A 24,771-nucleotide genomic window follows, 5' to 3' on the forward strand; every position below is an offset into this window, starting at 1 on the left:
TGGATAATAGAGCTAATGCCTGACAAAATACTCATTCCTGTGGTTTATGCAAGAGGCGATAACATGGTTCATGGTTCCTAGCCAGCAGCCCTCTCATTACTCATTACTCATCATTCTTCACTCATCACTCATCACTCATCATTACCAACTACCGGCTACCCCCCTTTCCACACAATGTGGGTGAAAAACACTTTGTACAATCAATTTTCATCTTTACATTCGGAACTTAACCCAGAAATAACAGCTTGTAATAATGGCCAAAGCGAAAAAAGAAAACAGCAAACCCAAAGCCGATATCGATTTTGAACAGGAACTCTGGGATGCTGCCAACGAGTTACGGGGTGCAGTAGCCGAAAACCAGTATAAAGATTACGTACTCTCTCTCCTCTTTCTCAAACACATGAGCGAACGCTACGAAATGCGCAAAGAGGAAATCAAAAGCGAATTCACAAATCCAAAATCTGACTATTATACATCCGATGAAGCCGTACAACTCAGCTTCCTCGAAGATGAACTCGAGTACCAGGTAAAGAACGTGTACAAGATTCCCGAAGAAGCAACCTGGACTTATTTGAAAGACAATGCCACCCATGATGATATTAAAGTAATTGTTGACAAAGCATTTGTTCTGATTGATGAAATACTTGCCCAACGCAACGAAGAATTTAAAGGCGTACTGGAGCCCATTTTTGTAAAAAGCCAGTTAAGCCCCACACAGGTTGCCGGACTCATCAACATGTTCAGCCACGATAAATTTTCGGAAGCAAAGAACCCCGAGAGTGATATTTACGGACGTGTGTACGAATACTATATCGGTAAGTTTGCCATGGCCGAAGGCAGTGGTGCAGGACAGTTCTTTACACCCGGTTCGGTAGTGCGGTTACTGGTGGAAATGATTGAACCCATGAAAGGCCGCATTATGGACCTTGCCTGTGGCAGTGGTGGTATGTTTGTACAAAGTTTAAAGTTTGTAACCGCACATGGAGGCAGCAGCAACGATATTTCTATTTACGGGCAGGAACGGTACGAAGGCACTTTGCGTTTATGCAAAATGAACCTGCTCTTACGTAATCTTTCTTTTGATGTAAAACTGGGCGACTCTTTACTCAACGATCGCTTTCCGCAACTGAAAGCTGATTATGCATTGATGAACCCGCCCTTTAACATCAGCAAGTGGCACCCCGAAGATTTACCTGAGAACGATCCCCGTTTGTTTGGTGTAAAGGAACAGTTTACTACCGATGGCAGTGCTAACTACATGTGGTTTCAAACACTGTGGCATCATTTAAGTGAAAAAGGAACCGCTGCTGTGGTAATGGCCAACGGTGCTATGACAACAGGAAACCAGGGTGAAAAAAATGTACGGGAACACATGATTGAAAACGGCATGGTGGATTGTATTGTGCAAATGCCCGATAAACTTTTTTTAACAACGGGTATACCCGCCTGTATTTTCATACTCAGTAAAAACAGGGATGGAAAAGACGGCCTGCACCGTGAACGGAAAAACGAAATTCTGTTTATTGATGCACGCAAACTCGGCCACATGGTCAACCGCCGCCTGCGTGTATTTGAAGACGCAGATCTTGCCAAAATTGCCGACACGTATCATACATGGAGGAACATCCCCTCCCGGGAGGGGCTTGGGGTGGGTCACTCCGACATTGAAGGCTTCTCCAAATCCGCCACCCTCGCCGAAGTAAAAGCCAACGGCTACATCCTCTCCCCCGGCCGCTATGTAGGCACCGAAGCCGAAGAAGACGATGGTATTTCCTTTGAAGAAAAGATGAAACAATTAACTCAACAGTTGAAAGAACAGTTTGATGAAAGCGATAAGCTGGAACAACAGATAAAAGAAAACTTGAAAAGTATTGGGTTTGAAATTTAAAGCTATATAATATGCCTACACCTTCCGATAGAGATCAATTGATAATTACAATTCATGAGACTAATAAGCGTATTCTATCCTTTGATATTGAATCTGACTTGATAAAAAGAGAGAAACTGGGCGCTGATCTTCATTTTGAAGAGTTACGAAATGAATTTATTCAAATTGCAGAAACAGTACAAAAAATTGAACAATGCAACTTAATACCAGTCCCTTTTACCAATCTAAAAAATTACAGTGCTACAATTGGTCAAATAGAAAATTTCTACAAACGAATTAAAGACTTTAGTGTTAGTACTAATGATTTGGTCAATCAAAGAACTTCTCTAATTGCTCAGATAAATATGATGATCATAAATTTAGTCGAACATGCGACACCAATTTTTTTAGTTGACCTATTAAAGGGGAATGACTTATCAATAGAAAAAGCTAAAGTCCAATCTTTAGTTGAAGAAATTAAAAAAGAAAAAGACAGCTCCGACAAAGATATAACAGAGATTAAAAAAGAATTAACCTCAACATTAGAAAGTGCAAAACGTGCAGCTGCACAAGTGGGAGTTGCGCAACACTCCTTTGTCTTTAAAGAAGAAGCCGATTTTCATTTGACAGAAGCGAAAAAATGGCTTGGCTGGACGATTGGGGTTTTGGTTATTACAGCCATTGCAGGTTTAGGATTTTTGTATTGGATGCCTGCAACAGCAGAAGGAACAGCTCATTTAGTACAGTTTACAATTACCAAAGTCGTTGTGCTTGCTGTATTGTTTTACGGATTATCTATCTGTATTAAAAACTACAGAGCACACAAACACAATAACATTTTAAATAAACACAGACAAAATGCATTGCAAACTTTTGAAACATTTGTAAAGGCATCAACTGACGATCAAACGAAAAATGCAGTGCTTTTGCAAACAACACAATCAATCTTTGCTAATCAACATACTGGTTATTCCTCAAATGAAAGTGATGGAGATATGCCAAGTAAGGTAATAGAGATTATTAAAAGTACATCGTCAAAAACAAGTAGCAATTAAAGCATACAACTATGAGTGCGACAAGATATGCGTTACTTATCGGAATCAATGACTATAAAAAGCAGGAACTTCATTACTGCAACCAAGACGTATATCAAATAAGGCAAAGACTTGTCAATCAATGTGACTTCAATGAACAGAATATCATTTGCTTAGTAAGTACGAACCAGAATCCAATAGAAGACATCTATATGCAATTTTTAGAGTCTGTTGAGATGATAAAAAAAGTATTCATTGCAGAAGTAGATTTAATTCAATTCTATTTCTCAGGTCATGGGAAATTTGAAGAAGAAACAAAATTAGAATTTCATGATACTCAAGTGTCCGTTCAAGAAATTTTTAATCATTTAAGCAGTTTAAACCCCTCAAACAGCATAATTATACTCGATGCATGTCATTCGGGGTTTGGCATTGACATTAAAAGCACAGAAGAAGCAAGCGCAATGGTTTCCTATTATAATCAACGTTATATAGCGAAGTCAAATGGAACCTACTTTCTATGCTCTTGCAAACAGGATGAAAAATCCAGAGCATTTGGCAAGTATAATGGCAGCGTATATACAAAATATCTTTGTGAAGCAATTGACAATAGCAACATTTATGATAAAGACACCTTAGCTGCTTCACTTTTCGACATCCACCAATATGCAGCTAAACGAATTTCACTCTCTGGCGATTACCAGCAAACTCCATTTTTCCAATCTCAATCTCATGGATATTTTCCTTTTAGCTTTTTGCGAAGTGGGACACTAATGACTTCATGCAAGATATCTCTTGATCATACAAATGATGAGAATGAAGTGGTTAATTTTTTATTGAAACCTCAACTAAATATGACAGATGAATTCAGAAGAGACCTTGGACAATTTCTTTCTGAAATGGTGCTAAATATTTTCAAACATAATTACTCGAAATCGATAAGCATTTCAATTACTGGAAATAAAATTGAAGTTGTTGACAATAGTCAAATAGCATTTAACCCTTTTACCGCAGAAGAAAAAGACGACCACTATGGCGTGAGAACTTACAATATATTTCTTGAAAAGTACAACGGGAAGGTAGCTACTAAATACACAGAAGGAACCCCTAATATTATCGAATTAGAATTTAACGATAGTATTTTTAGTTTAAGCACAAATAATCCTTGCCATATTGAGCTACCATCGGCAACTATGTTAGCTACAAGGGAATTAAATAAATATGATTTTGATGAAGTATGCGATGAAATACTTTTAGATATCTCAAAAACTATTACACCATTAAGTTTTTACCGAAATCTTTTTGATTACCTACTTGAAAGAACAAGTAAAAAGAAGCCGTTACTGATTTTAAAAATGCATAAAGATGATATGTTGAGAAGTGACGTAAAAACAATTTTAGAAAGATTTTATCCTAAAGAACGGCTTATCTTAATTTAAAAAAATGAACGACTGGGAAAAACATAAACTTGAAGCAATAACCGAACGCATTTGTGTTGGATATGTAGGTAGTTGCCAGAAAGACTACACTGAAAAAGGCAATGGCGTTATGATGATCAGAACTACAAATCTTAATCTATTTAAATTAGATCTTTCGGCGGTTCAATACATATCTAAAGAATTTCATGATAGAAATAAAAAATCACAACTTAAAAAGAATGACATCTTAATAGCAAGACATGGAGACAATGGCAAAGCATCGATGTATGAATTAGAAGCTGAAGCTAACTGCTTAAATGTCGTAATTATCCGGCCAGATGAAGCTAAGGCAAATTCTAAATTCTTACTTTACCTGATTAATTCTCCTGCGACACGAGAGTTAATACTTTCTCAGTCGACTGGCTCAGTTCAAGACGTAATCAACACAAGAGCAATTGCAGGATTAGAGTTACCAATTCCTGACCTCCCCACCCAAACCCGCATCGCCTCCATCCTCTCTGCACTCGACGACAAAATAGAACTCAACCGCCGCACCAACCACACACTGGAGCAAATGGCACAAACACTCTTCAAAAAATATTTTGTAACAGATATTGATCCCGATAACCTGCCGAAGGGTTGGAGAAAAGAACCAATCAGCAGCGTTGCAGAAAGAATTCAGTATGGTTTTACACAAAGTGCTTCAGTAAAAGCAATTGGACCAAAGTTTCTTAGAATAACAGACATACAAGAAGGAAAAATAAATTGGGATGAGGTTCCTTATTGCGAAGCAAATAATGCTGATTTCGAGAAATATAAAATTATGAAGCATGATATTTTCATAGCAAGGACAGGAGCATCTACAGGTGAAAATATACATGTCCTCAATCCTCCGAACGCAGTCTTTGCATCATACTTGATAAGGGTGCAATTTAAAAACCCCATGCTTGCAACATATGTTGGAAAGTTTCTTCGGCAAAATGTATATTTTGATTATGTCGCCTCAATATTAGGAGGTTCGGCTCAGCCAAATGCTAATGCGCAAGAACTAACCGGAATTGAAATTATTATTCCTTCCGATGATGCTTTGAAAAAATATTTCCTTACCGTTGATTTAATCAATCATAAAAAAGAAAATAATGAAAAGGAAAATCTTATGCTTTCAAAACTTCGTGACACCCTTCTCCCCAAACTCATGAGTGGAGAAATCAACGTAAATTAGAAATCCATGAGTCGTTACCTCGCCGAAAGTACCATTGAAGATGCCGCTATTGAATGGCTTACTGCCATTAACGGTTACAGCTATTCGCATGGAGCCGACATTCACCGTCCGCTTACCAAAGTGGTGCTCGAAGATCGGTTGGAGCAGTTCCTGCAAAAACGCTACAGCCATGTGCCGGCCAAACTACTCGCCGAGGTGAAACAGGAATTCCTGTATAACAAAGGCACCGATCTGCAATATCGCAATCATGATTTTCATAAGAAGTTAAGTAAGGGAATTAGTAAGTCGTGGAAAACGCCCACCCCTAACCCTCCCGATGCTTCGATCGGGACCTTCGGCTCCCGGGAGGAGAAAATACAGTTCGAACATTTTTATCCTGTTGATTACGATAACTGGCAGAACAATGATTTTCTCGTGGTGAACCAGTTCAGTATTGAAGGCCGTAACAAACGCCGCCCCGATCTGCTGATTTTTATTAATGGGTTACCGTTGGTGTTGTTTGAATTTAAAAACATGTTCGATGCAGAGGCAACAGTGGAGAATGCCTTTAACCAGGTGCAGCATTATATTGAAGATATTCCTGCCCTGTTCGAATACAATGCACTTGCCATCATCAGCGATGGGGCTACTACCCTGCATGGTATGTACAGCAGCGGTTTCGAATGGTTTGCCGCCTGGAAAAGTACCGATGGCATCAACACCGTGAGTAACGATTTTGCATTAGATACACTCATTAACGGTTTGCTGTTGCCGCAACGTTTGCTGCAATACATCCGCTTTTATATTTTCCACGAACCCGATAAAGGAAAGCTCATTAAGAAGGGCGCCAAGTATCACCAGTTTTTCGGAATACAGTTTGCACTGGAGCAAACAAAAGCATCGATCCGTCCTGTAGGCGATGGTAAGATTGGTGTGATCTGGCATACCACCCGCAGTGGTAAGAGTATTACCATGGCGATCTATACAGGCATATTGCGCCAGTTACCTGAATTAAAAAATCCCACCATTGTCGTGCAGGTCGATCGCTTTGATCTCAACAAACAACTGTACGAAGATTTTGTAGCCGCTAAAGATTTAGTAGGCGATGTGCAGTTAGCCAGCAGTGCCGACGATTTACGCAAACTCTTAAGTGCCGATGGTGGTGGTGTGATCTTCAGTACCATTGAAAAGTTCCGGTTAAAAGAAACCGAAGATGGGAAAGAAGCCAAACATCCGGAGCTGAGTACAAGAGAAAATATTATTGTGATTGCCGATGAATGTCACCGTACACAATATGGTTTGCTGCAGGGCTTTGCACGCAACCTGCGCAATGCCTTGCCGAATGCTTCGTTCATTGGTTTTACCGGCACACCGGTGGACAGTAAGGATGCCGATACAGAAGCCGTGTTTGGTGAGATCATTCACCGTTACGATATTAAACAGGCTACGGAAGACAAAGCGGTGGTGCCTATTTATTACGAACCACGTTTGGCCAAACTGCATTTAGCCAATACAAACATTGAAGAAGAAGCCGAAGAAATTACCGAAGGCTTAACCGATAACCAGAAGAACAAAGTATTGTGGGCTGCTGCTGAAGATGCTGCGGGTGCAGCGGAACGTGTAGAGGAAGTGGCAACAGACATCCTGCAACATTACCTACAACGCATCAGCACACTCGAAGGCAAGGCCATGATTGTATGTATGAGCCGCCGCAACTGTGTAAAAATGTATGATGCCATTACTGCATTGGAAGGTTGCCCTGAAGTGGCTGTGATCATGACCACCAATATTGCCAAAGACCCGGTGGCATGGAAACCGCATGTACGCACCAAAGAAGCAATGGAAGCCGTGAAGGCACGCTTTAAAGATCCGGATGATGCATTGAAGATTGTGATCGTAAGGGATATGTGGCTTACGGGTTTTGACAATCCTGCTTTGCATACGATGTATGTTGATAAGATCATGAATGGTCATAACCTGATACAGGCCATCAACCGTGTGAGTACGGTGTTCAGGGATAAGCCCAGTGGTTTGATTGTAGATTATATCGGCATTGGTGATAACCTGAGTGCAGCTACCAAAAAATATACCGGCAGTGGTGGAAGCGGTGATGTGACCATACCTGTGCAGGAAGCGTTTGAAATGGCAAAGGATGAAATTGCTGCGTTAAAAGCATTGCTGCCTGCTGGCACCGATTACAGCAGGTGGATGAGTATGAGTAATGGTGATCAGTTACGTTTGATCAGCACTGTGGTAAACAGTATTGTGGCTGAAGAAGAACGCAGCAAAGATTTCCTGTTGTTTGAAAAACGATTGAGTGGATTGGCGCCGATTATAAAAAGTCATGATGAGATCGAAGAGATTACACTCGATATTATTTTCTTCCAGCATGTGGGTGCAGCGGTGCGTAAGATCAAATACCCTGTAACGAATATTCGTCAGAAAGAAGGACAGATCAAAGAACTCATCCACCGCAGTATTGAAAGCGAAGCCGTGGTGGATGTATTTGCGATGGCCGGTATTCCGAAGTTTGATATTTCCATCATCAATGATGATTTCCTCGCCGCAGCCAAAGAAAAGAAAAGCGGTAATGAACTGAAACTGGAATTGATTCGCCAGATCATCAACAACGAAATAAAAGTACGTGCCAACAGCAACCTCATTAAATACCGCAAGCTGAAAGAATCGGTAGAAAAGATCATTAATGATTATCACAATCATTTCTTTGACAGCTTGGTTGCACTGCAAAAACTCCGTGAAGTGGCAGGCGACATGCAGGAGGAAGATAACCGCCGCAAACAACTCGGCTTTACCGAAGAGGAAGAAGCCTTTTATGAAATACTGGCCAAGCACAAAACAGCCATCAGCGATTTCTCCTTGATACAGGAGCTGGTAAAAGAAATTACCGCCAACATTAAAAAGAACTTACAGATCGATTGGTATAAAAAACCTGATGCCAAAGCACAGATATTGTTGGCGGTAAAACGAAGCTTGTTGAAGAAAGGCGTAAGCCAGGAGTTAAAGGATATTTTGGATGAGATTATGGAACAGGCAGAGGCAAGGTATAAGGAATGGTTTGGGGAGGAAGAGGTGGCGTAGGGATAACTCTAAGAATTAAATTAAAAATCATAAACTAGATAATGGTGCAATGAAGTCGCTATCATCCAAAATGTTCAAAAATCACGCAGATAGGCTGAGGCTAAAGGCCGATAAGCTTAATGACTTCAACTTGCCGAACGCAGAAAATTTTGAAATTGATTGGGAGCTTATAAATACAATTGCTCTTTCAAAAAATAAATACAAATGGCAAGAGTTACCCATTTACAAGAATTTGTTGAGCAATAGAAATCTACCGGCTGTGTACTATTTTATAATTGCCAGAGGAAATATTGAGCTCATACATGAATTGTACAAACAAAGCAAGGAATTTCATGCAGAGGTTGCTAAAAGTAAAGGAGTGAGGGATGAAGGATTTAGAAATGTCAGTCATGTGCCTAAAACTTTTAATGAAACAGAATGTTTATATGTTGGAAGTAGAAAATGTAATGTGCATCAACGGCTCATTCAACATTTAGGCTTTGGTTCAAAAAGAACAGGCGCTCTAAATCTTGTTAATGTATTAGGTACTTCCCAGTCAAAATTCTCGATAACTTTTTATTGCCATATTCTTAATGAAGATCACATTGATATAACAGTTGACATAGAAGCGGCCATACAATCATCCCTTAAACCATTGATTGGAAAAAATAGCTTTGGAGACTAATATCTATTTTACTTACAAAATTTAATCGCAATTAAGGCGCCTTGCTCTTCAGATGGGCAAAGAGAGAAGCTATGGAAAAGCAACTGTTTTCATCAATTGCTTTTTTTGCACCATTCAAAATCTAATTAAACCGATTTGTACGTACACCATTAGTAAAAAAAATAACACTGGCGAGTACTCTTTAGTAGAATCTATCTTCATATTGCTTAATAGGCTAGTTTTTGATTAATTCCAGTTCCCTAGTCAACACTATTATCTCATTTGTAAATTTTAGCAAATCGAATCTTTGCGGATCATCATGTCCATCGTCTAACCCTTCATCAATAATAGCATGATAAGCAGGCACCAACCATTCACCTTTTCTTACACTTGCACAAATGTATAGTAAAGCCAACATCCTGTATTGTATTTGTGTGAATCCGGGGTCTGGTGCTATCGGAGCACTGACACTTGTTCCAGGTGGATAAACCCTTGGCTGAATAAGCTCAATATGAATAAAAAGCCCTCTTGATTGCTTGCCCAGTACTTTTAATTCAAACTTGGTTGCCCGAATTCCCTCAGAAAAATCTGCCACTGAGTTTACCCCCCCTGTTCTGGTTAGATATGTATGGGCAACCTTTTTTTTCCATATTGAAGGCTTGTTATAATTCCATGTAGTATCGTTAATATTCTCTGGAAAATGATTTTTATAAACTGGCGCACTTACGTCATGAATGACAAAATATCGAGCACAAACTTTTTTGCCATTTAGATAAATCCAAGAAATTTCGCCATCCAAATTTCCTCCTATTAGATTCTCAGAAATTTTAATAGTCAGCAAATACCTTCTAAGTTCCGAAACTGTAAAATTTAAGGGGCTGTCTAACAAAGCAAGAAAAACTGTATCAATAGTTGCTTGATTTTCTTTTTTTTTTCCAAAAATGCCAACTTTCCTTAACAGCAATTTTGCCTGCTCTGATTTACTTCCTTTATATTCCATATTTTTTTTATCGAACAAACTAGCGGCTTCTTGTCCGAAAATTGCTTTAGAAAAAAAAACGATCAATAAAACCAGGACTAATTTATTCATTTTGCTTGTTTTTAAAAGTCCTGATCTTATTTGAATAGTAAGTTGCTACAGCGTGGAAAGTAAAGACAAGCTTTTCTCACATCACTGTAATAGAATCGGACTGAGTTTTACAAAAAGAAAAAAAATGTTTTCTTGGATATAAAGAACTACGGAACAAAAAATTACTTACAGCTACTGCCCACTTAAATTAGACTTAACTTCAACCTTTTCAACTAAATTAGGTAAACTTAAATTTATTGTATTTGTTACAAGCTGAGTTGTTGTTCCTCCCGATATCTCTATATTGAATTTTATTTTTATTGCAACTATTAACTGTCCTTCTTGTATAAAATTTTGCGGCTTTTCAATTGTTCTTACATCTAAAGAAATGGTATTGCCATTTATAATTGGTCCATTAAATATTGTAAATAATTGATTTTCGCTTTCTTTATTTACGTATTCAATTTGAATATTTGAAATCTTATATGGCTCAGTAAGTTTAATTCCAGTAGAATTTATTATAAACTGAATAGGATAGTTGTATTGAATTTTATTCGATGTTTTTATTTCCTGACGGCTGGCGTTTATTGATTCGCTATTTATGTTAACGACTTTAGGATTGTCAGTTACACGAACGACAGGCTCTATCACATCTAAACTTAATTTATTACCGGCAATGTCAGCGGAATTATTAAGCTTTAAAATTAATTCAATAAACCCGTTGGACTTTGCTGCATTTTCAATTGCATCTTTTCTAAGAAATCCGGTTATTTTACAAATACATTCAGGCAATGAATTTTCTTTTGCAACAACATGTGTAGAAACTACTTTAGGAGCTTGTTGCCATATATTCGTATTAAAACCATTAGGTGAAATTTGCCATGAATTTTTATCACATAACGAAGCAGGTACCCCAGCTAAAATTCTTGTAATTTCTGTCGGCAATAAATGTGATGCAAACCCATTCATTGATGGCTGAGCATTAAAGCTTGTACTATTTTGTAATTTTTGATTAATTTCTTCTGGCCTAGGTAAATTTGTCAGATCCCAGCTTAGGTTTCCATTTGACAACTTGTGAATTGATGTATTAAAGTCTCTTAATTCAAACGCTACCTTGTTCTCCATACCGGCATTTATATTACCATTCGCACTAAAAACTCCCAGCGAAATATTGGATGATAATCTGCCATTCATATTTATACTTTGATTGGAGTTTATAGCCCTATTAGTTAGCGTTGCTTTAAACTCAGATATATATTTTCCCTTTTCATATAAATATTCTGAATTTTTGGGACTGTTTTTATATTGATACAAATATGCTTCCCAAATAAGTAAATGAGCATACACAGACTGTGCAGTATTTTGTCTTAAAATAAGATATAAAGGACTAAAAAAATTACCTGTAACGGTTGTTATAGAAGTCGTCTTCTTGGTTTCTGCATCTAAACTTGCCTCAAGCTCAGCAACAGGAGCTTTAACTTTTATTCCAGCATCTCCAACAAAATAACTTCCGCAAGATTTTTGATAAAACAAACTTGGAAAACCACTAATAGGAGTTAATACAGATTGACCAAAATTTATTAATTGATCATTTAAACCGATGACTCTTTTAATATTTACATACTCTTGCTCATTAAATGTGCTATTTGTGATTTTAGTTATATCAGATGGCGTCAATGCTAAAAACAGGAGATTTGTTGCAGAAATTGGTAAATCATAAATAAATGTCGTTCTTAATCTTTTATCGTCATAACCAGATTGAATTTCTTTTGGTATATACAACCTATTATCTGAACGAACTATTCCACATGCCTCTCTAGCTTGGAGTTCATACAACGATTGGATTTTCTCACCAAGCGATTGAGCAGGATATGGAGCTGGTAAAGGAGCTGGAAAATTTTTCTTTTGTTCTTCTTCTTGTTCTTTAAGCCATCTTTTAGTTGCGTTTGATTGGCATAGGGCTACATTTAAAGCCAAGAGAAAAAATAATATAAAATTAACAACAAATTTTTGTGGCATTTTAAGTTTTTTAATTGATGAAATCTAATATTGAGCTTTTTGGGCAAAGAAAAATAAAGACTATGTCGATAAAATTTGACTATTAAAACCTTCCTTTATTCTTGATAAGCACAAAAAAATTCTAATGCATTTTTCTTTTCTTCTGTGAAGGAAATTCATAACAATGTATAGTTTTGGTTTAAGTGATTCAACTGTAACAACAGTTGCGGCTTTCAGGCAGGTAGTGGAATTGGGCAGTTAAAAGAGGAACACGGATATCTTATCGGTACAAGATCAAAAATCGAAAACGAATTTTATATTAGCAATAGTAGAAATACGTTTCCGCTGCAAAAGAACAAAGTTTCTGTTCAACTGCTATACCCCCAAAGGAGTAATTTCTTACCACACTAACGCTCATTAACAAACGAAAAAAAACGATTGCTCCGCCTCAAAACAACCGAATTGTTTTGCCTGTAACCACAGTACTTAACCAAAGTGTTTGCAGGTAGCGAGCAACCGTTCTGATAAATCTATAACAACGATGCACTGCTAAGATGCGGCAGCACAGGAACATAAAAAACCGTGAAAACACCCTTTCGGAGCGATGTAGGATTCAGGATGTAGGATTTAGGATGTAGGATTTAGGATGTAGGATTTAGGATGTAGGATTTAGGATGTAGGATTTAGGATGTAGGATTTAGGATGTTAAGAAGACCACGGACGATAGACAACTGACCACCAACTTATGATGGCTGATTTAGGATGTAGGATTTAGGATGTTAAGAAGACCACGGACGATAGACGACGGACCACCAACTTATGATGGCTGATTTAGGATGTATGATTTCTGATGTTAAAAAGACCACTGACGATAGACGACGGACCACCAGTTACTCATCACTCATCACTCATTACTCATTACTCATCACTCATCACTCACCACTCATCACTACCGGCTACCCACTCACCTCTTCCTGTACTTCTCCAGTTGCGCTTCCACTAATTTCTTGGGATAATAAATCTTTCCGCCGATCTGCAGAAAAGGGATGATGCCGTTCTTTCGCCAGGTAACAAGTGTGCGGTTACTGATATGAAAGAGTTGCAGGATGTCCTGCTTGTCATACATCGGTTCATCCAATGTAATGGGCAGTTGCGATGATGGTTCGTGTTTTTCCATGTAAGTTGTTGGGTTAGTTTATGAAAAGTAAAATAAGAAGCCCGTTTTGTTTTTGCAAGGGTTACAACACCGGATTGACTGCCTGTGCACGGAAAATTTATAAACGGGTTAATACAGATATAACTGCTGCGTGTTTGGTTACAGTCTGTTCGTATCCGCTTCGGGTTTTCTTCGGGTTTTCTTCGGGTCTTGTTCGGAGTTATCCGAACAAAACACGGCAAAGGTGCGAAGAAGATGCGAACAAAACCCGAACAAGCTCCTTACTAACGGCCTGCCATAGCTGAAAAGCAAACCAAGGTAAAGCAGTGCAGGCCTGTGCAACAAAATGCAACAAGCGGCAAAGCGTAACCGCTGCATAACAAAAGCTGCAGACGATGAGTTTTAAATGAAAGTAACAGCCCCGTACTGTGAGCGCTGCAGGAAAAGGCTGTTGACAGAAACTTTATTCCAAACCTTAAAAAACAACAAAAGATGGCTATTATTAACAAAGGGATCTTAGGTCCCATCAGTGGTACAGTAGGTACCGTAATTGGCGGTAGCTGGAAAGGCATCAGCTACGTACGCAGCCAAAGCACAAGCCGCCGCACCAGCTTTACACAACCGCAGCTTGAACAACAGGCAAAGTTTTCAACCACCATGAAATTTCTGCAACCAATGACGGGTTTGCTCTCTACCAGCTTCCGTGAATTTGCAGTGGAAATGACGGGGTTTAACAATGCCATGCGTTACACACTCAGGAATGCCATTGCGGGTGCCTACCCTGCTTACACGATCGATTATTCGTTGGCGTTAGTAAGTCGTGGCGATTTACCAAATGCCGGTAACCCTTCTGCTGCAAGTACGGTAGCCGGCACCGTTAGTTTCCAGTGGACTGATAATACCGGTGTTGGCCGTGCACAGGCTACCGATACCAGTATACTGGTGGTGTATTGCCCTGCACGCAACCAATGTATTTACACTACTGCAGGTGCAGTGCGCAGTGCAGGTACCGATGCATTTGCTGTAAGCAGTTTCAGCGGCGAGCAGGTGCATACATTTATCGGTTTTATTTCAGCCGATGGAAAGAACATTGCCAACAGCATTTATACAGGTGCACTAACGGTGCTGTAACAGTGCTTTTTACAACCAACTAAAAAGGCTGCCGGTGAGGGCAGCCTTTTTTGTGCAGTTCCGTCATTGCGAGGAACGAAGCAATCTGATCTTCAATCAATACAATGCAGATTGCTTCGGCACAAAACCAGCGCACAAACCCATTAACCCTCGCAATGACGATCCGGTTGGGGTTCCGTCGTTGCGAGGAACGAAGCAATCTGATCTTCAATCAATACAATGCAGATTGCTTCGGCAAAAACCAGCGCACAAACCCATTAACCCTCGCAATGACGCTCCGGTTGGGGTTCCGTCATTGCGAGGAACGAAGCAATCTGATCTCCAATCAATACAATGCAGATTGCTTCGGCACAAAACCAGCGCACAAACCCATTAACCCTCGCAATGACGCTCCGGTTGGGGTTTCGTCGTTGCGAGGAACGAAGCAATCTGATCATTGGAAAACAAACATCATACACACTTGTGTAATTTCTTCTTTTAAACTACTTTGTTAAAAACACCAGCATGGCAAAAGGAGGTTCCGTTTATATGATGTGTAATTTGAATAACACAACAATTTATACAGGAGTAACCAGCGATCTTGTGTCAAGAGTTTTACAACATAAAAACAAGATGAATCCAAATTCTTTTACAGCAACCTACAATTGCATCAAGCTTGTATACTATTGCTTTTATGAAACGATAGAAGCAGCCATTGAAGAAGAAAAACGAATCAAAGGTGGCAATCGAAAGCACAAAGAAATGCTTATCAATCAGATGAATCCTGAATGGAAAGATTTATGGGAAGAAATTAAACATTGGTGAATAAACAACTTGTCCTGGCGCAATGATGCTCCTCTTTCGTCATTGCGAGGAACGAAGCAATCTGATCTTCAATTAATACAATGCAGATTGCTTCGGCACAAAACCAGCGCACAAACCCATTAACCCTCGCAATGACGCTCCGGTTGGGGTTTCGTCATTGCGAGGAACGAAGCAATCTGACCTTCAATCAATACAAAACAGATTGCTTCGGCACAAAGCCAACACAAAAAGTCCTCACGCCCGCAATGACGTTTCGATTAGAGACTGAAATTGTTTTCCGGAAAATTCTTCACATAATTACTTTGCGTCTGATTAATAACTGAACCAGCAAACGCAAAATGATTTACTACTATTCGCTAAGAAAAAAGAAACATTATATTTTAATCAAAAAGATCATTCAGCCAATGTTTCTTGTGATGTTTATACTGATGTTTATCGTGATGCTTATAATCGTTGCTGTAGTTGTTCATTGGCAGAGGGTTAACAGGTATATTGCTTTTTTCACTGGCAACTACTCTGTCGATGATCTTATCGAGTTCTCCCCTGTCGAGCCAGATACCTCTGCAGGTAGGGCAATAATCAATTTCAATTCCTTGTCGTTCCGACATTACAAGATCAACAGTTGTACAAACAGGACATTTCATACTACAATCGTTTTTTGTGATTTATAATAGTTGCAAATTTACGCCGTCCCTTGTTTGCTGCAGGTAAGGGGTGCATCGCACAGCTGCCTAATGAAGTTATAATCCTGTTAAATCATCTTTTGTGCAACACCGTTTACCGGCTATGAAAAAACCGTTAAACAGATCGCACAGTTTCATTTGAAACACTAAACAACTGATGGCTTCCATTCTTTGTTTAAGTGAAAACAATTACGAATACAAAATAGCTGTTGCAGAAGGGGCGCACTAACCGCTTTTTTGTATGTTTACAAAAATCAATTACATGAAACTTTTTGCACTGCTTACCTTCCTGTTTTTCACATCGGTTACTTACAGCCAAACGATGACTGATGCACAAATGAAAGAAGCTGCTGCAGCTATGTGCACTTGTATTGAACCGGCTGTTAAAAAACTGCATCCGCAATTACTGATCATGATGAAAACAATAGATGCAAAAGGAGAAAAAGAAGCAGAAGCCGAATTGATAAAATGGATGGGAGCTGCTTCGGTTGACGAGCAGACTGCTTTAGCTGAAAGCCTTTCTTTTATGCAAACAGGTTTTATCGACTCAATTAATGTATGCCAGAAAAAAACAGAAAAATACTTTCCTAAAAACAGTATCGATAATCTCGATGAAAAAGATACCGAAAGGTTTATGAAAATAATGGAAGGCATGCCTGTTTGTAATTCCATGTTACTGTTCATGAAAATAGGCCGCAAAAAAGAAGAAGAGGAAAAGCAATAAACCGGCTCATCCAATTTTTTAAACAGGAAACGTTGTGCAGCGCAGTAAACTGCAGGTTGAGCAATGATGCGCTATACATTAGCTGAGAAAACTGCACAGGCATCAAATCAACGGCTCATTCTTTTAACAGGAATTCAACTACTCCATTTTGACTGAAGTTACTTGACAGATTGATCTCGTACCGCTTTGTGCCGGTTGTGACAATGAGAAGTGCTGTACAGGGAGGAACCGAGCCCAGGCTTTCAGCAACAAGTTTTAGTTTACTGATGGCCTTCATGTTTTTCACAGGTATCATAAACAACAAAGGTTTATCAGTGATCCGTTGTTTGGAAACAACAAGTGAATCATCAAAATAAAGTGAAACAGAATCGTCATCAATAATACCATTGTCATAAATCTCCGCTTTAATGGTATCTTCTGTTTTCGGATCTATTTCCACCAGGCTCTGAATATCAGGATACCGATCGAGCACACTGTCTTTTTTAACAGGGGCTGTAGCTGTAACGTCTGCATTTTCATTTATTGCAGTTGTATCCAACTTCCTGGCAAAACGTGCTGTAACGGTTCTGTATTGAAATAAAACACGTTGGTTGGTTGTCCAGTATCCCCAGAGTGCATTGCCGTTACTGTTATTTTCCGTCTTCAGGCTATACGTGCCTGCAGATCGTGTTGCACCAAACATAAGTTTGAAGCTGAGTACACTGTCTTCTGAAACAACAAGGCTGTTTGTCTTTACATCGAAGCGGGCAGTTACTTTATAATGTTCATATTTTTCTTTGCGGTAGTAAAGATGTGTGGCCCCGCTGTATAAGGTGTCGTCTTTTTTAAACAGCTCCATAATAATTTTTTCAGGCTGCACCATATCACTTCCCTTGCCAAAATTACCTTCCCATGTACCCGAAAAATCCTGCGCCTGTGAGCGCAAGCCGTTACAGCATAAAGTAAAAACCAATAAGGATTTAGCAATTGTTTTTAACGAATGCATGATGACGAACTGTTTAAAAAATTCAGGAATAACATTTGATCACACAGCAGGTTTTCACATTTGTAAAGCTACACAGGCAGCACTATTTTTTATACAGGGGTGCGCAAACTTGTTTTACGGAATTATGCAATTCAGGCATGAGGGTAACTTGTTTTTTGCAATTATCATTTCGCTATTATTTTCTTTTTGCAGTTACGGCAATAAATGCAAATGAAGGATGTTGCTACGCAATCATCAATTAGGTTTCTGCCGCTGTGGTTGAGAGTTTTGTATGGTTCATTCAATTCATCACATCAAATTACCATCAAATGAAACAGATTATTTTCCTTGCAGTAGTTGCGCTTGCAGCATCAGCTCCGGTTTGTAGTTTTTCGCAGGATAAAAAAGCCACCGTTTATTTCATCCGTGAAACGGGTATGCCGGGCTTTGCACTGGGGTTTAATGCCTTTATTGATTCGGCCGTTGTGTGCCGCCTCAACAATAACCGCTATTCGGTACACGAAGTAAGTGCAGGTGTACATAGTTTTCATGCACAAACAATGGGTAAGAAAGAGGCTAAATATCCCGAAAGGATCGTCCTTGACTTAGAGGAAGGAAAAACTTACTATATACAGATGGTTTATGTTGACAAATATTTTGTAGACAAACTCTATGTACAGGAAATTACTTCCGGCACAGCGCAAGTAAAACTGAAAAAATGTAAGGAAGACACGAAATGCTTAGCTGAAAAAAAAGAGTAAGCTGTTTAACCAAGGTTACGTTTTTGAAGCAACGTCTAAGCAGGAAGACGTTGCTTCAAAAATTGGTTCCGGCAGCAGAAAATCATACATGCCTATTCTATCCAGAACGATCATACATAATAATAAAACAAATACTTGCCGCCAATCGTTTTCTCGTTAATTTCAACCGTAGCACAACTTAAACAACATCAACCAACCAAATTCACAGATTCGTTTCCCTGATTGCCATGTTTCGTAAGCTGTATTATACTATTGCCGGCACCGACAAAGCTTTTACATTTGAACACAGGATCTTTAACCTCAGCAGTTTTGTGCTGGCTGTGTTTTCGTTACAGGGCACCATCTTCAATACAATTCTTGGCCTTCACCCGGTAACGATCATGCTGGGCATAACGGGTACTTTAGTTACGCTGTTTATTTTTTATCTGTCCCGTGTAAAAAAATTATTTACCCGCACACTGTTGACTGTTTTTTTACTTGCCACCATTTGCGTGCTGGGGCCTTTGTTTTTTTTCAACGGTGCATCACTGGGCCCCACCATTTATTTAATGGTGATGATCCTTACGGTTTTGCTGCTCATTTCACCATCGGGTATGCAGGGCATATTTTATGTTCTTTATGCAGCAGCTATCATCATTCTGCTGGTTCTGGAATATTATAATCCTCACTGGATCATTCCCTACAGCACCAACGCACAGCGTATCGCTGATTATACGATCTCACTTCTTTATACTTTGTTTTTTACAGCATTGGTGATCTGGTTGTTCAGGCGCAGTTACGACAGGGAACAACGCACCATAATATTGCAGAAAAAAGAATTGGAAACATTGTATGCCGATGCGCAGGAAAAGAATATTTATATCCAGTCGCTTATCCGTGAACTGCATCATCGTGTTAAGAATAACCTGCAGGTGGTATCGAGTTTAATGAGTCTGCAATCGAACCGGTTGGAAGATGAACATGCAAAAACTGCCTTGCAGGAAGGTAAAACAAGGGTTGATGCGATGGCCATGATCCATCAGAAATTATATGTTGATAACGAACTGGCGGCAGTTAACATGCAGGATTACTTACAACAGCTTACCTCTTCATTGGCCGGTAGTTTTGGTTTGCCTGCATTTGCGGTGGAAACAACTGTGCAACTGCCAAACCCATCGATGAATATTGACCGTGCAGTTTCTATTGGTCTTATTGTAAATGAATTGGTGACCAACGCCTGTAAACATGCGTTTAAACAAACAACTGATCCAAAGCTTTACATACGGCTTGAACAAACAGGCGATGAATTACAACTCAGTATTGCCGATAACGGCATAGGCTTTAAAAAAAATGATGAGGCCGAAAGCGGTTTTGGTTTAAAACTCGTAAGTATACTTGTAAACCAGCTCGACGCAACCATGCAGTTGAGTAACGGGGAAGGCACCCGTTACAGCATACAAATGAAAGCAGAATGATGACGAATAACAGTATATTAATTGTAGAAGACGAATTGATCATTGCCAATGGAATTGCAGAACTCCTGGCTGAAGAAGAATATGAAGTGATGGGCATTGCCAAATCAGCAGCAGAAGCATTGATGCATTGTCGCAAGGCAGATACACTGCCTGCTGTTGTATTGTGCGATATCAATATCAAAGGCGATGTAAAAGGACCCGAACTGGCATTACAACTGAAAAAAGAATTTGATGCAGAGATCATTTTCTTAACAGCCTACAGCGACAGCAAAACATTGCAGCAGGCGTTTGCTGCCGACCCTGTCATGTATTTAGTGAAACCTTATAACGATACACAGTTGCTGGTGGCTGTACAAATGGCCTTTCATAAATTTATTAAACGGCAGGCAACACGTAACTATCCCAAACTTGATCTTACCGACAGGGAAAAAGAAATTGCCAGGCTGATTGCAGAAGGACTTACATCCAAACAGGTGGCCCGCCAACTCTTCATCAGTATTGAAACCGTGAAGACGCACCGCAGGCGCATGCTACAGAAAAATAATATCAGCAACTTTCCGCATTTAGTGTATATCATGAACAAAGAAAGTTTATAAACTATCCCCTCTTATCAAACAACAGCCAACTTAATAGTTGGCTGTTGTTTGATAACCCGCAAAACATGTTTACTATTTTGGGAATCAGGAACCCTCATTTAAGTTTTGTTGCAACAACAATGCGGCAGCAGCATTGGCCAATAAAAATTTTTCCTCCTTTGATACGGTACCAAAATAGACAGTGCCCTTTTCCATGAGAGATACTGCTGCTACTGTTTGTCCCTGTTCATTTCTGAATTCAAACCCAACAGAGCCTCCAAAAGGAAGGTTCACAGCTTTGCCTTGTTTATTGATGAGTTGATACACCGGCGCCACTACATAGTATTCTGTTTTGCTTTTAGCCAGTAACCCGGTGTATGTTTTTGCATTGCGTTGAGCTGCATTATTATCAATGAGCATTTCCCATGGTTCAGCATTTTTTGATGGGATGATGCGAACGGCATAGGTGTTAACACCGCCATCACCAATTTGCATAATATCACCAATGATATTTACAATACTATTCGGATTGTTACCAATCGACAGATCGTGCCAACGCACTTTTGAAAATGCAGTAACTTCTGATCGATGACCTGCATCATCAACCAGGCTAAAGCGTACTGTTTGCTTTCTCCGTACAAAATCAATATTCAACCGCTCCACCCAATCGTTTGGAACAGGAACACTGAAACCCCAACTGCTTCCTTTTGTCCATGAGCGGTTTACAGCGATAGTTTTGTATTCGCCAAATGAAAGTTTTTGTTTAATAAAAAAACCATTGCGGCCTTTTACGGTTAATCCTTCAGCCGTGTGCATGGAAGAATCACTAACTGCAATTCTCGGTACTGAATTACAGGCCTGCAGAATAATGATCAACAGAAATGAGTAAATAAGCTTTTGCATAATACGTTTGTTATAACGGTTAGGAATAGTATAAAACATCCATTTCTTTACAGAAAGAAAACTCAACACCCGCTGCACGGAAACTTATTCTTCAATGATCCGTGCATCTCCACTGATCACCAGGTTTTGTTGCAGCGGATGTCCTTTGTAATAAATACGGCTCTTACCTGCTGCTGTTGCACTCAGCCATTGCATTGCATGTAGTTTTATGGTTGATTGACTGGCGGCTACAGCTGTTCCTTTTATTACCGGTACCTGGTAGGCATCAATGATTGCCGCACCGGCAGTTTCTGCTTTCAGTTCACCGGCAATGCCGTTCACAGTTATTTCTGAAAGACTGGAAGCAAGCAGTTGAAACATGGGTGCATTCATTTTTAAATACAGTTTACTTTCACCACTTGTTTCCACACGCACAGGAAGAGCTTCAGTGAATCCTTCCACAGTAATATTGCTTACACCGGCAAACACCATATCCTGTAAAGAAGGCATGGTGATGGTGATTGTTGCTTTCTTTCGCCGCAAATCAAAATGGGGATAATCCATTAACAACAACTGATCGAATACTTTTACTTCAAGTTCAGCAAGATCACGCTCAGTACCGGTGATGCGCACACGATAATCAGCTCCCTGTGTAACACGAATATCAAATTCGCCGGCGATTTCCAGTTTGTTGAAGTCACGTACATTCAACTCTTTGGTAACAGTTTGAAATCCTTCTTTTCTGCAGGATGAAAATGACAGGCCGATAAAAACAACAAGGCACAGATAAATACGGTTTCTTTTCATGATGATAAGGTTAATTGCAACACTCAATATTGTTACAAAAATGAAGCATGCAGGGATGAGAAACAATCACATAAACGTGTGAACATACAGAGAACCACCCTACCCTGCAGGCATTCTGAAATTTCATAAAGCCTGCAGGTTTTCATATTTAAAATAATTACTATCTTATCGCACTAAAATCATCGTATGACTGAATCGAATCCAAACGACAAGTATGTCATTTCTTTTCTTACGCTGCGTAAAGCAGTGGGCATTTTAGGCATGGTCTTGCCTTTTGTACTTCTCATTGGTTATTTCCTGTTTGAGAAAGGCTGCAGGTTTCCACCCAGTATCAGTCACTTTTATTATACGGATATGGGAAATCTTTTTGTTGGTATTTTATGTGCTGTGGCCTTGTTTTTATTTACGTACAATGGCTACGATAAACGGGATATGATCGCTGCTAAACTCGGCGGCACCTTTGCATTGATCGTTGCAATGTTCCCGACAAACTTTGGAAAATATACACTTGATGAATGCAGCCGCATTACACAGCAATCAAATACATTTTCAAATGCCATGCACTATGGTGGAGCTGTATTACTGTTCTCAACCTTCGCTTATTTTTCACTGGTGCTATTTGTGAAGTCGAGCCAGGAAGGTGAAATACACGGACAGAAATTGATTCGCAATTACATTTACAAAACCTGTGGCTGGACGATTGTTGTGTGCATTGTGGCCATTGCATTGATAGGAGTTATCGACAGCTGGTACCAGGCATTGAAGCATTTAAAGCCAACGTATGTATTGGAGACGATTGCACTGTTAGCATTCGGCTACTCATGGCTGATCAAAGGAGAAACATTTTTTAAAGACGAGTAAGTATCAACATAAAAAAACCTTGCAGGTTCGATGGAGCACATAGCTCCTGGAACCTGCAAGGCACAAAACAGAAGAACATTATTTCTTTTCAAACAAACTATCTACCAGCTGCTGATCGAAATGATCTTCGAGCTTACCGGTGATGTTGTGGTAAACAGAACTAATGAATAATGTTTCAGCAGCACTGAATACTGCAAAGCTGAGGAAACCTGCCACAATCGCTATGAATACAGCAACGTACAGGTTTATATACATCGCAATTAATACAACCGGCACAGCAAGTACCAATAATACCAATGTTTGAATTAATCCAAGACTGAATGTTGATGCAAGACTTTCGCCCCATTTCTCTTTCATCAGTTGAGCAGAACGTTTAAATGCTGAGATCGGTCCGTGGTTCTCGTAGGCAATTACAGGTACTACAAAGAAGGTCGTAACACCCCACACAATACCAATCAGGCCTGTAATAAACTTTCCAATAATACCGGAGTTTTCCTGGATCACTTTTAAGATGGTACCAACGGTGGCGGCAAACAATGCCCATGAAACAATAGTACCTATCCTGCTCATGCTGAATTTCAATCCTGCACTTACGGTAGCTTCTTCGCCATTGAAATAAAGTTTACTGCAATGAATAAGCGCCATGTTAAAAAACACCACAATAAAATAGTTCACGAAATAAAAAACAAAAAGCATCAGGTAATTCAATACTTCATTTTCTGTTTGAATAAGTTCAACATCCCATCCTGCCGATGCTAAAATGCCAAGCACAAATATCCCGATCACCAGTATCAATGAAATGGAAGAAAGGATAGGAAAAATAATGAGTTGTTTGTTCTTCTTCAAAATAGAAAAACTGTTTTGGGTAATTCTCCACCCGTTACTTAAACGATCAAAGAAGCTCATATGGATAATTTTTTGGTTGATTAAATATACTCAAACGGTCAGAAAACCTGCCATTTGCAGACATGTATTGTTAAGTGATGAGTGTTTACCTGTAACTGTGTTGATTCGGCAGAATAATGTGCAGGAAATAAATAGTAAGTTGCAATAATAAACACATCATCACATGAATTTTCTCGGTAATCTTATCTGGCTCATCTTTGGCGGCTTCTTTTCTGCACTCGGTTATTTCTTCGGCGGAATTGTTTTGTGTATTACCATTATTGGCATTCCGTTCGGGTTGCAATGTTTTAAACTGGCGGGTCTTGTCTTATGGCCCTTTGGTAAAAAAGTAGTGAGTGATTCTTCACAATCGGGTTGCCTGTCGGTATTCGCCAATATTATCTGGATCATCTTTGGCGGTATTGAAGTGGCAATCATACATATCATCATGGGTGCATTTCTGTATATCACCATCATTGGTATTCCCTGGGGAAGACAGCATTTTAAACTGCTTGAAATTTCATTGATGCCCTTTGGTAAAAGGGTGGTTGATGCCGCCTAACTTTGCAGTTCAATTAAATTTTAAAGCATGAAATATTCATAAATATCGCAACGGCAATTTTTTTCAAAATAACGCTGCATTTTATGGATATTCTATATGACAAATACTATAAATAAAAATGAACACATGAAATGAGCCACGACAATATGAGTTGGCTTTCTTAATGATTATATGGCGAATTCTATATGGCAAA

23 protein-coding genes are annotated in these 24,771 nt (G+C 39.3%); 15 read left to right on the top strand and 8 right to left on the bottom strand.

All coding sequences use genetic code 11. From position 1 onward, the window contains the following. Window positions 1–253: 253 nt before the first annotated feature. The 6 genes from VK159_RS03840 to VK159_RS03865 are packed head-to-tail and all read left to right on the top strand — an operon-like array spanning window position 254 to window position 9,283. Complete coding sequence (locus VK159_RS03840; protein ID WP_324228819.1) at window positions 254–1,888, top strand: class I SAM-dependent DNA methyltransferase; 1,635 nt, start codon at window positions 254–256, stop codon at window positions 1,886–1,888. 11 nt (window positions 1,889–1,899) lie between these two features. Continuing rightward, window positions 1,900–2,922, top strand: a complete 1,023-nt coding sequence (locus VK159_RS03845) for a hypothetical protein (protein ID WP_324228820.1) — start codon at window positions 1,900–1,902, stop codon at window positions 2,920–2,922. A gap of 11 nt (window positions 2,923–2,933) precedes the next feature. After that, complete coding sequence (locus VK159_RS03850) at window positions 2,934–4,340, top strand: caspase family protein (protein WP_324228821.1); 1,407 nt, start codon at window positions 2,934–2,936, stop codon at window positions 4,338–4,340. 4 nt (window positions 4,341–4,344) lie between these two features. Then, complete coding sequence (locus tag VK159_RS03855; protein ID WP_324228822.1) at window positions 4,345–5,541, top strand: restriction endonuclease subunit S; 1,197 nt, start codon at window positions 4,345–4,347, stop codon at window positions 5,539–5,541. Window positions 5,542–5,547: 6 nt separating this feature from the next. Further along, window positions 5,548–8,619: a type I restriction endonuclease subunit R gene (locus tag VK159_RS03860; RefSeq protein ID WP_324228823.1), complete on the top strand. Its 3,072-nt coding sequence runs from the start codon at window positions 5,548–5,550 to the stop codon at window positions 8,617–8,619. A 49-nt stretch (window positions 8,620–8,668) separates the two neighbouring features. After that, on the top strand, window positions 8,669–9,283 hold the full coding sequence (locus VK159_RS03865; protein WP_324228824.1) for a hypothetical protein: 615 nt from the start codon (window positions 8,669–8,671) through the stop codon (window positions 9,281–9,283). 214 nt (window positions 9,284–9,497) lie between these two features. Here the strand turns inward: VK159_RS03865 and VK159_RS03870 are convergent, their stop codons facing one another. The 3 genes from VK159_RS03870 to VK159_RS03880 form a co-directional block, all read right to left on the bottom strand. Continuing rightward, entirely contained in the window at window positions 9,498–10,352 is an 855-nt protein-coding gene (locus tag VK159_RS03870; RefSeq protein ID WP_324228825.1) for a hypothetical protein, read from the bottom strand. 171 nt (window positions 10,353–10,523) lie between these two features. Then, complete coding sequence (locus VK159_RS03875; protein WP_324228826.1) at window positions 10,524–12,350, bottom strand: hypothetical protein; 1,827 nt, start codon at window positions 12,348–12,350, stop codon at window positions 10,524–10,526. A gap of 943 nt (window positions 12,351–13,293) precedes the next feature. Beyond that, window positions 13,294–13,506, bottom strand: a complete 213-nt coding sequence (locus VK159_RS03880; RefSeq protein WP_324228827.1) for a helix-turn-helix domain-containing protein — start codon at window positions 13,504–13,506, stop codon at window positions 13,294–13,296. 471 nt (window positions 13,507–13,977) lie between these two features. Here VK159_RS03880 and VK159_RS03885 point away from each other — a divergent pair, with 471 nt between their 5' ends. The 3 genes from VK159_RS03885 to VK159_RS03895 all read left to right on the top strand — a co-directional run bounded on the left by VK159_RS03885 (window position 13,978) and on the right by VK159_RS03895 (window position 15,420). Next, window positions 13,978–14,616: a DUF6266 family protein gene (locus tag VK159_RS03885; RefSeq protein WP_324228828.1), complete on the top strand. Its 639-nt coding sequence runs from the start codon at window positions 13,978–13,980 to the stop codon at window positions 14,614–14,616. Between the two features lie 104 nt (window positions 14,617–14,720). Continuing rightward, window positions 14,721–15,110 carry a hypothetical protein gene (locus tag VK159_RS03890; protein WP_324228829.1) on the top strand — a complete coding sequence of 130 codons (390 nt, stop codon included), beginning with the start codon at window positions 14,721–14,723 and terminating at the stop codon, window positions 15,108–15,110. A 10-nt stretch (window positions 15,111–15,120) separates the two neighbouring features. Beyond that, window positions 15,121–15,420, top strand: a complete 300-nt coding sequence (locus VK159_RS03895; RefSeq protein WP_324228830.1) for a GIY-YIG nuclease family protein — start codon at window positions 15,121–15,123, stop codon at window positions 15,418–15,420. Window positions 15,421–15,800: 380 nt separating this feature from the next. On the opposite strand, the gene VK159_RS03900 is transcribed toward VK159_RS03895, so the two are convergent. Further along, window positions 15,801–16,064 (bottom strand): zf-TFIIB domain-containing protein, encoded by a 264-nt coding sequence (locus VK159_RS03900; RefSeq protein ID WP_324228831.1) that lies wholly within the window; start codon window positions 16,062–16,064, stop codon window positions 15,801–15,803. 301 nt (window positions 16,065–16,365) lie between these two features. Here VK159_RS03900 and VK159_RS03905 point away from each other — a divergent pair, with 301 nt between their 5' ends. Continuing rightward, on the top strand, window positions 16,366–16,827 hold the full coding sequence (locus VK159_RS03905) for a hypothetical protein (protein ID WP_324228832.1): 462 nt from the start codon (window positions 16,366–16,368) through the stop codon (window positions 16,825–16,827). A gap of 115 nt (window positions 16,828–16,942) precedes the next feature. Here VK159_RS03905 and VK159_RS03910 read toward each other — a convergent pair whose 3' ends face one another. Further along, a complete protein-coding gene (locus tag VK159_RS03910) occupies window positions 16,943–17,812 on the bottom strand; it encodes a hypothetical protein (RefSeq protein WP_324228833.1) in 870 nt (289 codons plus the stop codon). Between the two features lie 308 nt (window positions 17,813–18,120). On the opposite strand from VK159_RS03910, the gene VK159_RS03915 reads away from it, so the two are divergent. From VK159_RS03915 to VK159_RS03925, 3 genes are all read left to right on the top strand, one after another. After that, a complete protein-coding gene (locus VK159_RS03915) occupies window positions 18,121–18,552 on the top strand; it encodes a hypothetical protein (RefSeq protein WP_324228834.1) in 432 nt (143 codons plus the stop codon). 227 nt (window positions 18,553–18,779) lie between these two features. After that, the gene (locus tag VK159_RS03920; protein WP_324228835.1) at window positions 18,780–20,006 is read left to right on the top strand and encodes a sensor histidine kinase; all 1,227 of its coding nucleotides are present in this window, start codon (window positions 18,780–18,782) and stop codon (window positions 20,004–20,006) included. Further along, window positions 20,003–20,602: a DNA-binding response regulator gene (locus VK159_RS03925; RefSeq protein WP_324228836.1), complete on the top strand. Its 600-nt coding sequence runs from the start codon at window positions 20,003–20,005 to the stop codon at window positions 20,600–20,602. Before VK159_RS03920 ends, VK159_RS03925 begins: the two co-directional genes overlap by 4 nt. An 84-nt stretch (window positions 20,603–20,686) precedes the next feature. Here the strand turns inward: VK159_RS03925 and VK159_RS03930 are convergent, their stop codons facing one another. Together VK159_RS03930 and VK159_RS03935 are read right to left on the bottom strand one after the other, a co-directional pair. Beyond that, window positions 20,687–21,484 (bottom strand): hypothetical protein, encoded by a 798-nt coding sequence (locus tag VK159_RS03930; RefSeq protein WP_324228837.1) that lies wholly within the window; start codon window positions 21,482–21,484, stop codon window positions 20,687–20,689. 84 nt (window positions 21,485–21,568) lie between these two features. Beyond that, complete coding sequence (locus VK159_RS03935; RefSeq protein WP_324228838.1) at window positions 21,569–22,270, bottom strand: head GIN domain-containing protein; 702 nt, start codon at window positions 22,268–22,270, stop codon at window positions 21,569–21,571. A 186-nt stretch (window positions 22,271–22,456) separates the two neighbouring features. Between VK159_RS03935 and VK159_RS03940 the strand changes: the two genes are divergently transcribed. Then, window positions 22,457–23,131, top strand: a complete 675-nt coding sequence (locus tag VK159_RS03940; protein WP_324228839.1) for a hypothetical protein — start codon at window positions 22,457–22,459, stop codon at window positions 23,129–23,131. 78 nt (window positions 23,132–23,209) lie between these two features. On the opposite strand, the gene VK159_RS03945 is transcribed toward VK159_RS03940, so the two are convergent. Continuing rightward, window positions 23,210–24,037 carry a DUF6159 family protein gene (locus tag VK159_RS03945; protein WP_324228840.1) on the bottom strand — a complete coding sequence of 276 codons (828 nt, stop codon included), beginning with the start codon at window positions 24,035–24,037 and terminating at the stop codon, window positions 23,210–23,212. Window positions 24,038–24,200: 163 nt separating this feature from the next. On the opposite strand from VK159_RS03945, the gene VK159_RS03950 reads away from it, so the two are divergent. Beyond that, window positions 24,201–24,578: a YccF domain-containing protein gene (locus tag VK159_RS03950; protein WP_324228841.1), complete on the top strand. Its 378-nt coding sequence runs from the start codon at window positions 24,201–24,203 to the stop codon at window positions 24,576–24,578. The last annotated feature ends 193 nt before the right edge of the window (window positions 24,579–24,771 follow it).

Origin of the sequence: Lacibacter sp., assembly GCF_035299325.1 — a bacterium.
GTDB lineage: Bacteria > Bacteroidota > Bacteroidia > Chitinophagales > Chitinophagaceae > Lacibacter.

Coding starts and splice junctions, on each gene's coding strand:
- VK159_RS03890 (WP_324228829.1), top strand. CDS start 14,721: ATGCAGATTGCTTCGGCACAAAACCAGCGCACAAACCCATTAACCCTC.
- VK159_RS03855 (WP_324228822.1), top strand. CDS start 4,345: ATGAACGACTGGGAAAAACATAAACTTGAAGCAATAACCGAACGCATT.
- VK159_RS03885 (WP_324228828.1), top strand. CDS start 13,978: ATGGCTATTATTAACAAAGGGATCTTAGGTCCCATCAGTGGTACAGTA.
- VK159_RS03895 (WP_324228830.1), top strand. CDS start 15,121: ATGGCAAAAGGAGGTTCCGTTTATATGATGTGTAATTTGAATAACACA.
- VK159_RS03860 (WP_324228823.1), top strand. CDS start 5,548: ATGAGTCGTTACCTCGCCGAAAGTACCATTGAAGATGCCGCTATTGAA.
- VK159_RS03845 (WP_324228820.1), top strand. CDS start 1,900: ATGCCTACACCTTCCGATAGAGATCAATTGATAATTACAATTCATGAG.
- VK159_RS03865 (WP_324228824.1), top strand. CDS start 8,669: ATGAAGTCGCTATCATCCAAAATGTTCAAAAATCACGCAGATAGGCTG.
- VK159_RS03930 (WP_324228837.1), bottom strand. CDS start 21,484: ATGCAAAAGCTTATTTACTCATTTCTGTTGATCATTATTCTGCAGGCC.
- VK159_RS03875 (WP_324228826.1), bottom strand. CDS start 12,350: ATGCCACAAAAATTTGTTGTTAATTTTATATTATTTTTTCTCTTGGCT.
- VK159_RS03880 (WP_324228827.1), bottom strand. CDS start 13,506: ATGGAAAAACACGAACCATCATCGCAACTGCCCATTACATTGGATGAA.
- VK159_RS03870 (WP_324228825.1), bottom strand. CDS start 10,352: ATGAATAAATTAGTCCTGGTTTTATTGATCGTTTTTTTTTCTAAAGCA.
- VK159_RS03910 (WP_324228833.1), bottom strand. CDS start 17,812: ATGCATTCGTTAAAAACAATTGCTAAATCCTTATTGGTTTTTACTTTA.
- VK159_RS03925 (WP_324228836.1), top strand. CDS start 20,003: ATGATGACGAATAACAGTATATTAATTGTAGAAGACGAATTGATCATT.
- VK159_RS03920 (WP_324228835.1), top strand. CDS start 18,780: ATGTTTCGTAAGCTGTATTATACTATTGCCGGCACCGACAAAGCTTTT.
- VK159_RS03915 (WP_324228834.1), top strand. CDS start 18,121: ATGAAACAGATTATTTTCCTTGCAGTAGTTGCGCTTGCAGCATCAGCT.
- VK159_RS03900 (WP_324228831.1), bottom strand. CDS start 16,064: ATGAAATGTCCTGTTTGTACAACTGTTGATCTTGTAATGTCGGAACGA.
- VK159_RS03935 (WP_324228838.1), bottom strand. CDS start 22,270: ATGAAAAGAAACCGTATTTATCTGTGCCTTGTTGTTTTTATCGGCCTG.
- VK159_RS03840 (WP_324228819.1), top strand. CDS start 254: ATGGCCAAAGCGAAAAAAGAAAACAGCAAACCCAAAGCCGATATCGAT.
- VK159_RS03905 (WP_324228832.1), top strand. CDS start 16,366: ATGAAACTTTTTGCACTGCTTACCTTCCTGTTTTTCACATCGGTTACT.
- VK159_RS03850 (WP_324228821.1), top strand. CDS start 2,934: ATGAGTGCGACAAGATATGCGTTACTTATCGGAATCAATGACTATAAA.
- VK159_RS03950 (WP_324228841.1), top strand. CDS start 24,201: ATGAATTTTCTCGGTAATCTTATCTGGCTCATCTTTGGCGGCTTCTTT.
- VK159_RS03945 (WP_324228840.1), bottom strand. CDS start 24,037: ATGAGCTTCTTTGATCGTTTAAGTAACGGGTGGAGAATTACCCAAAAC.
- VK159_RS03940 (WP_324228839.1), top strand. CDS start 22,457: ATGACTGAATCGAATCCAAACGACAAGTATGTCATTTCTTTTCTTACG.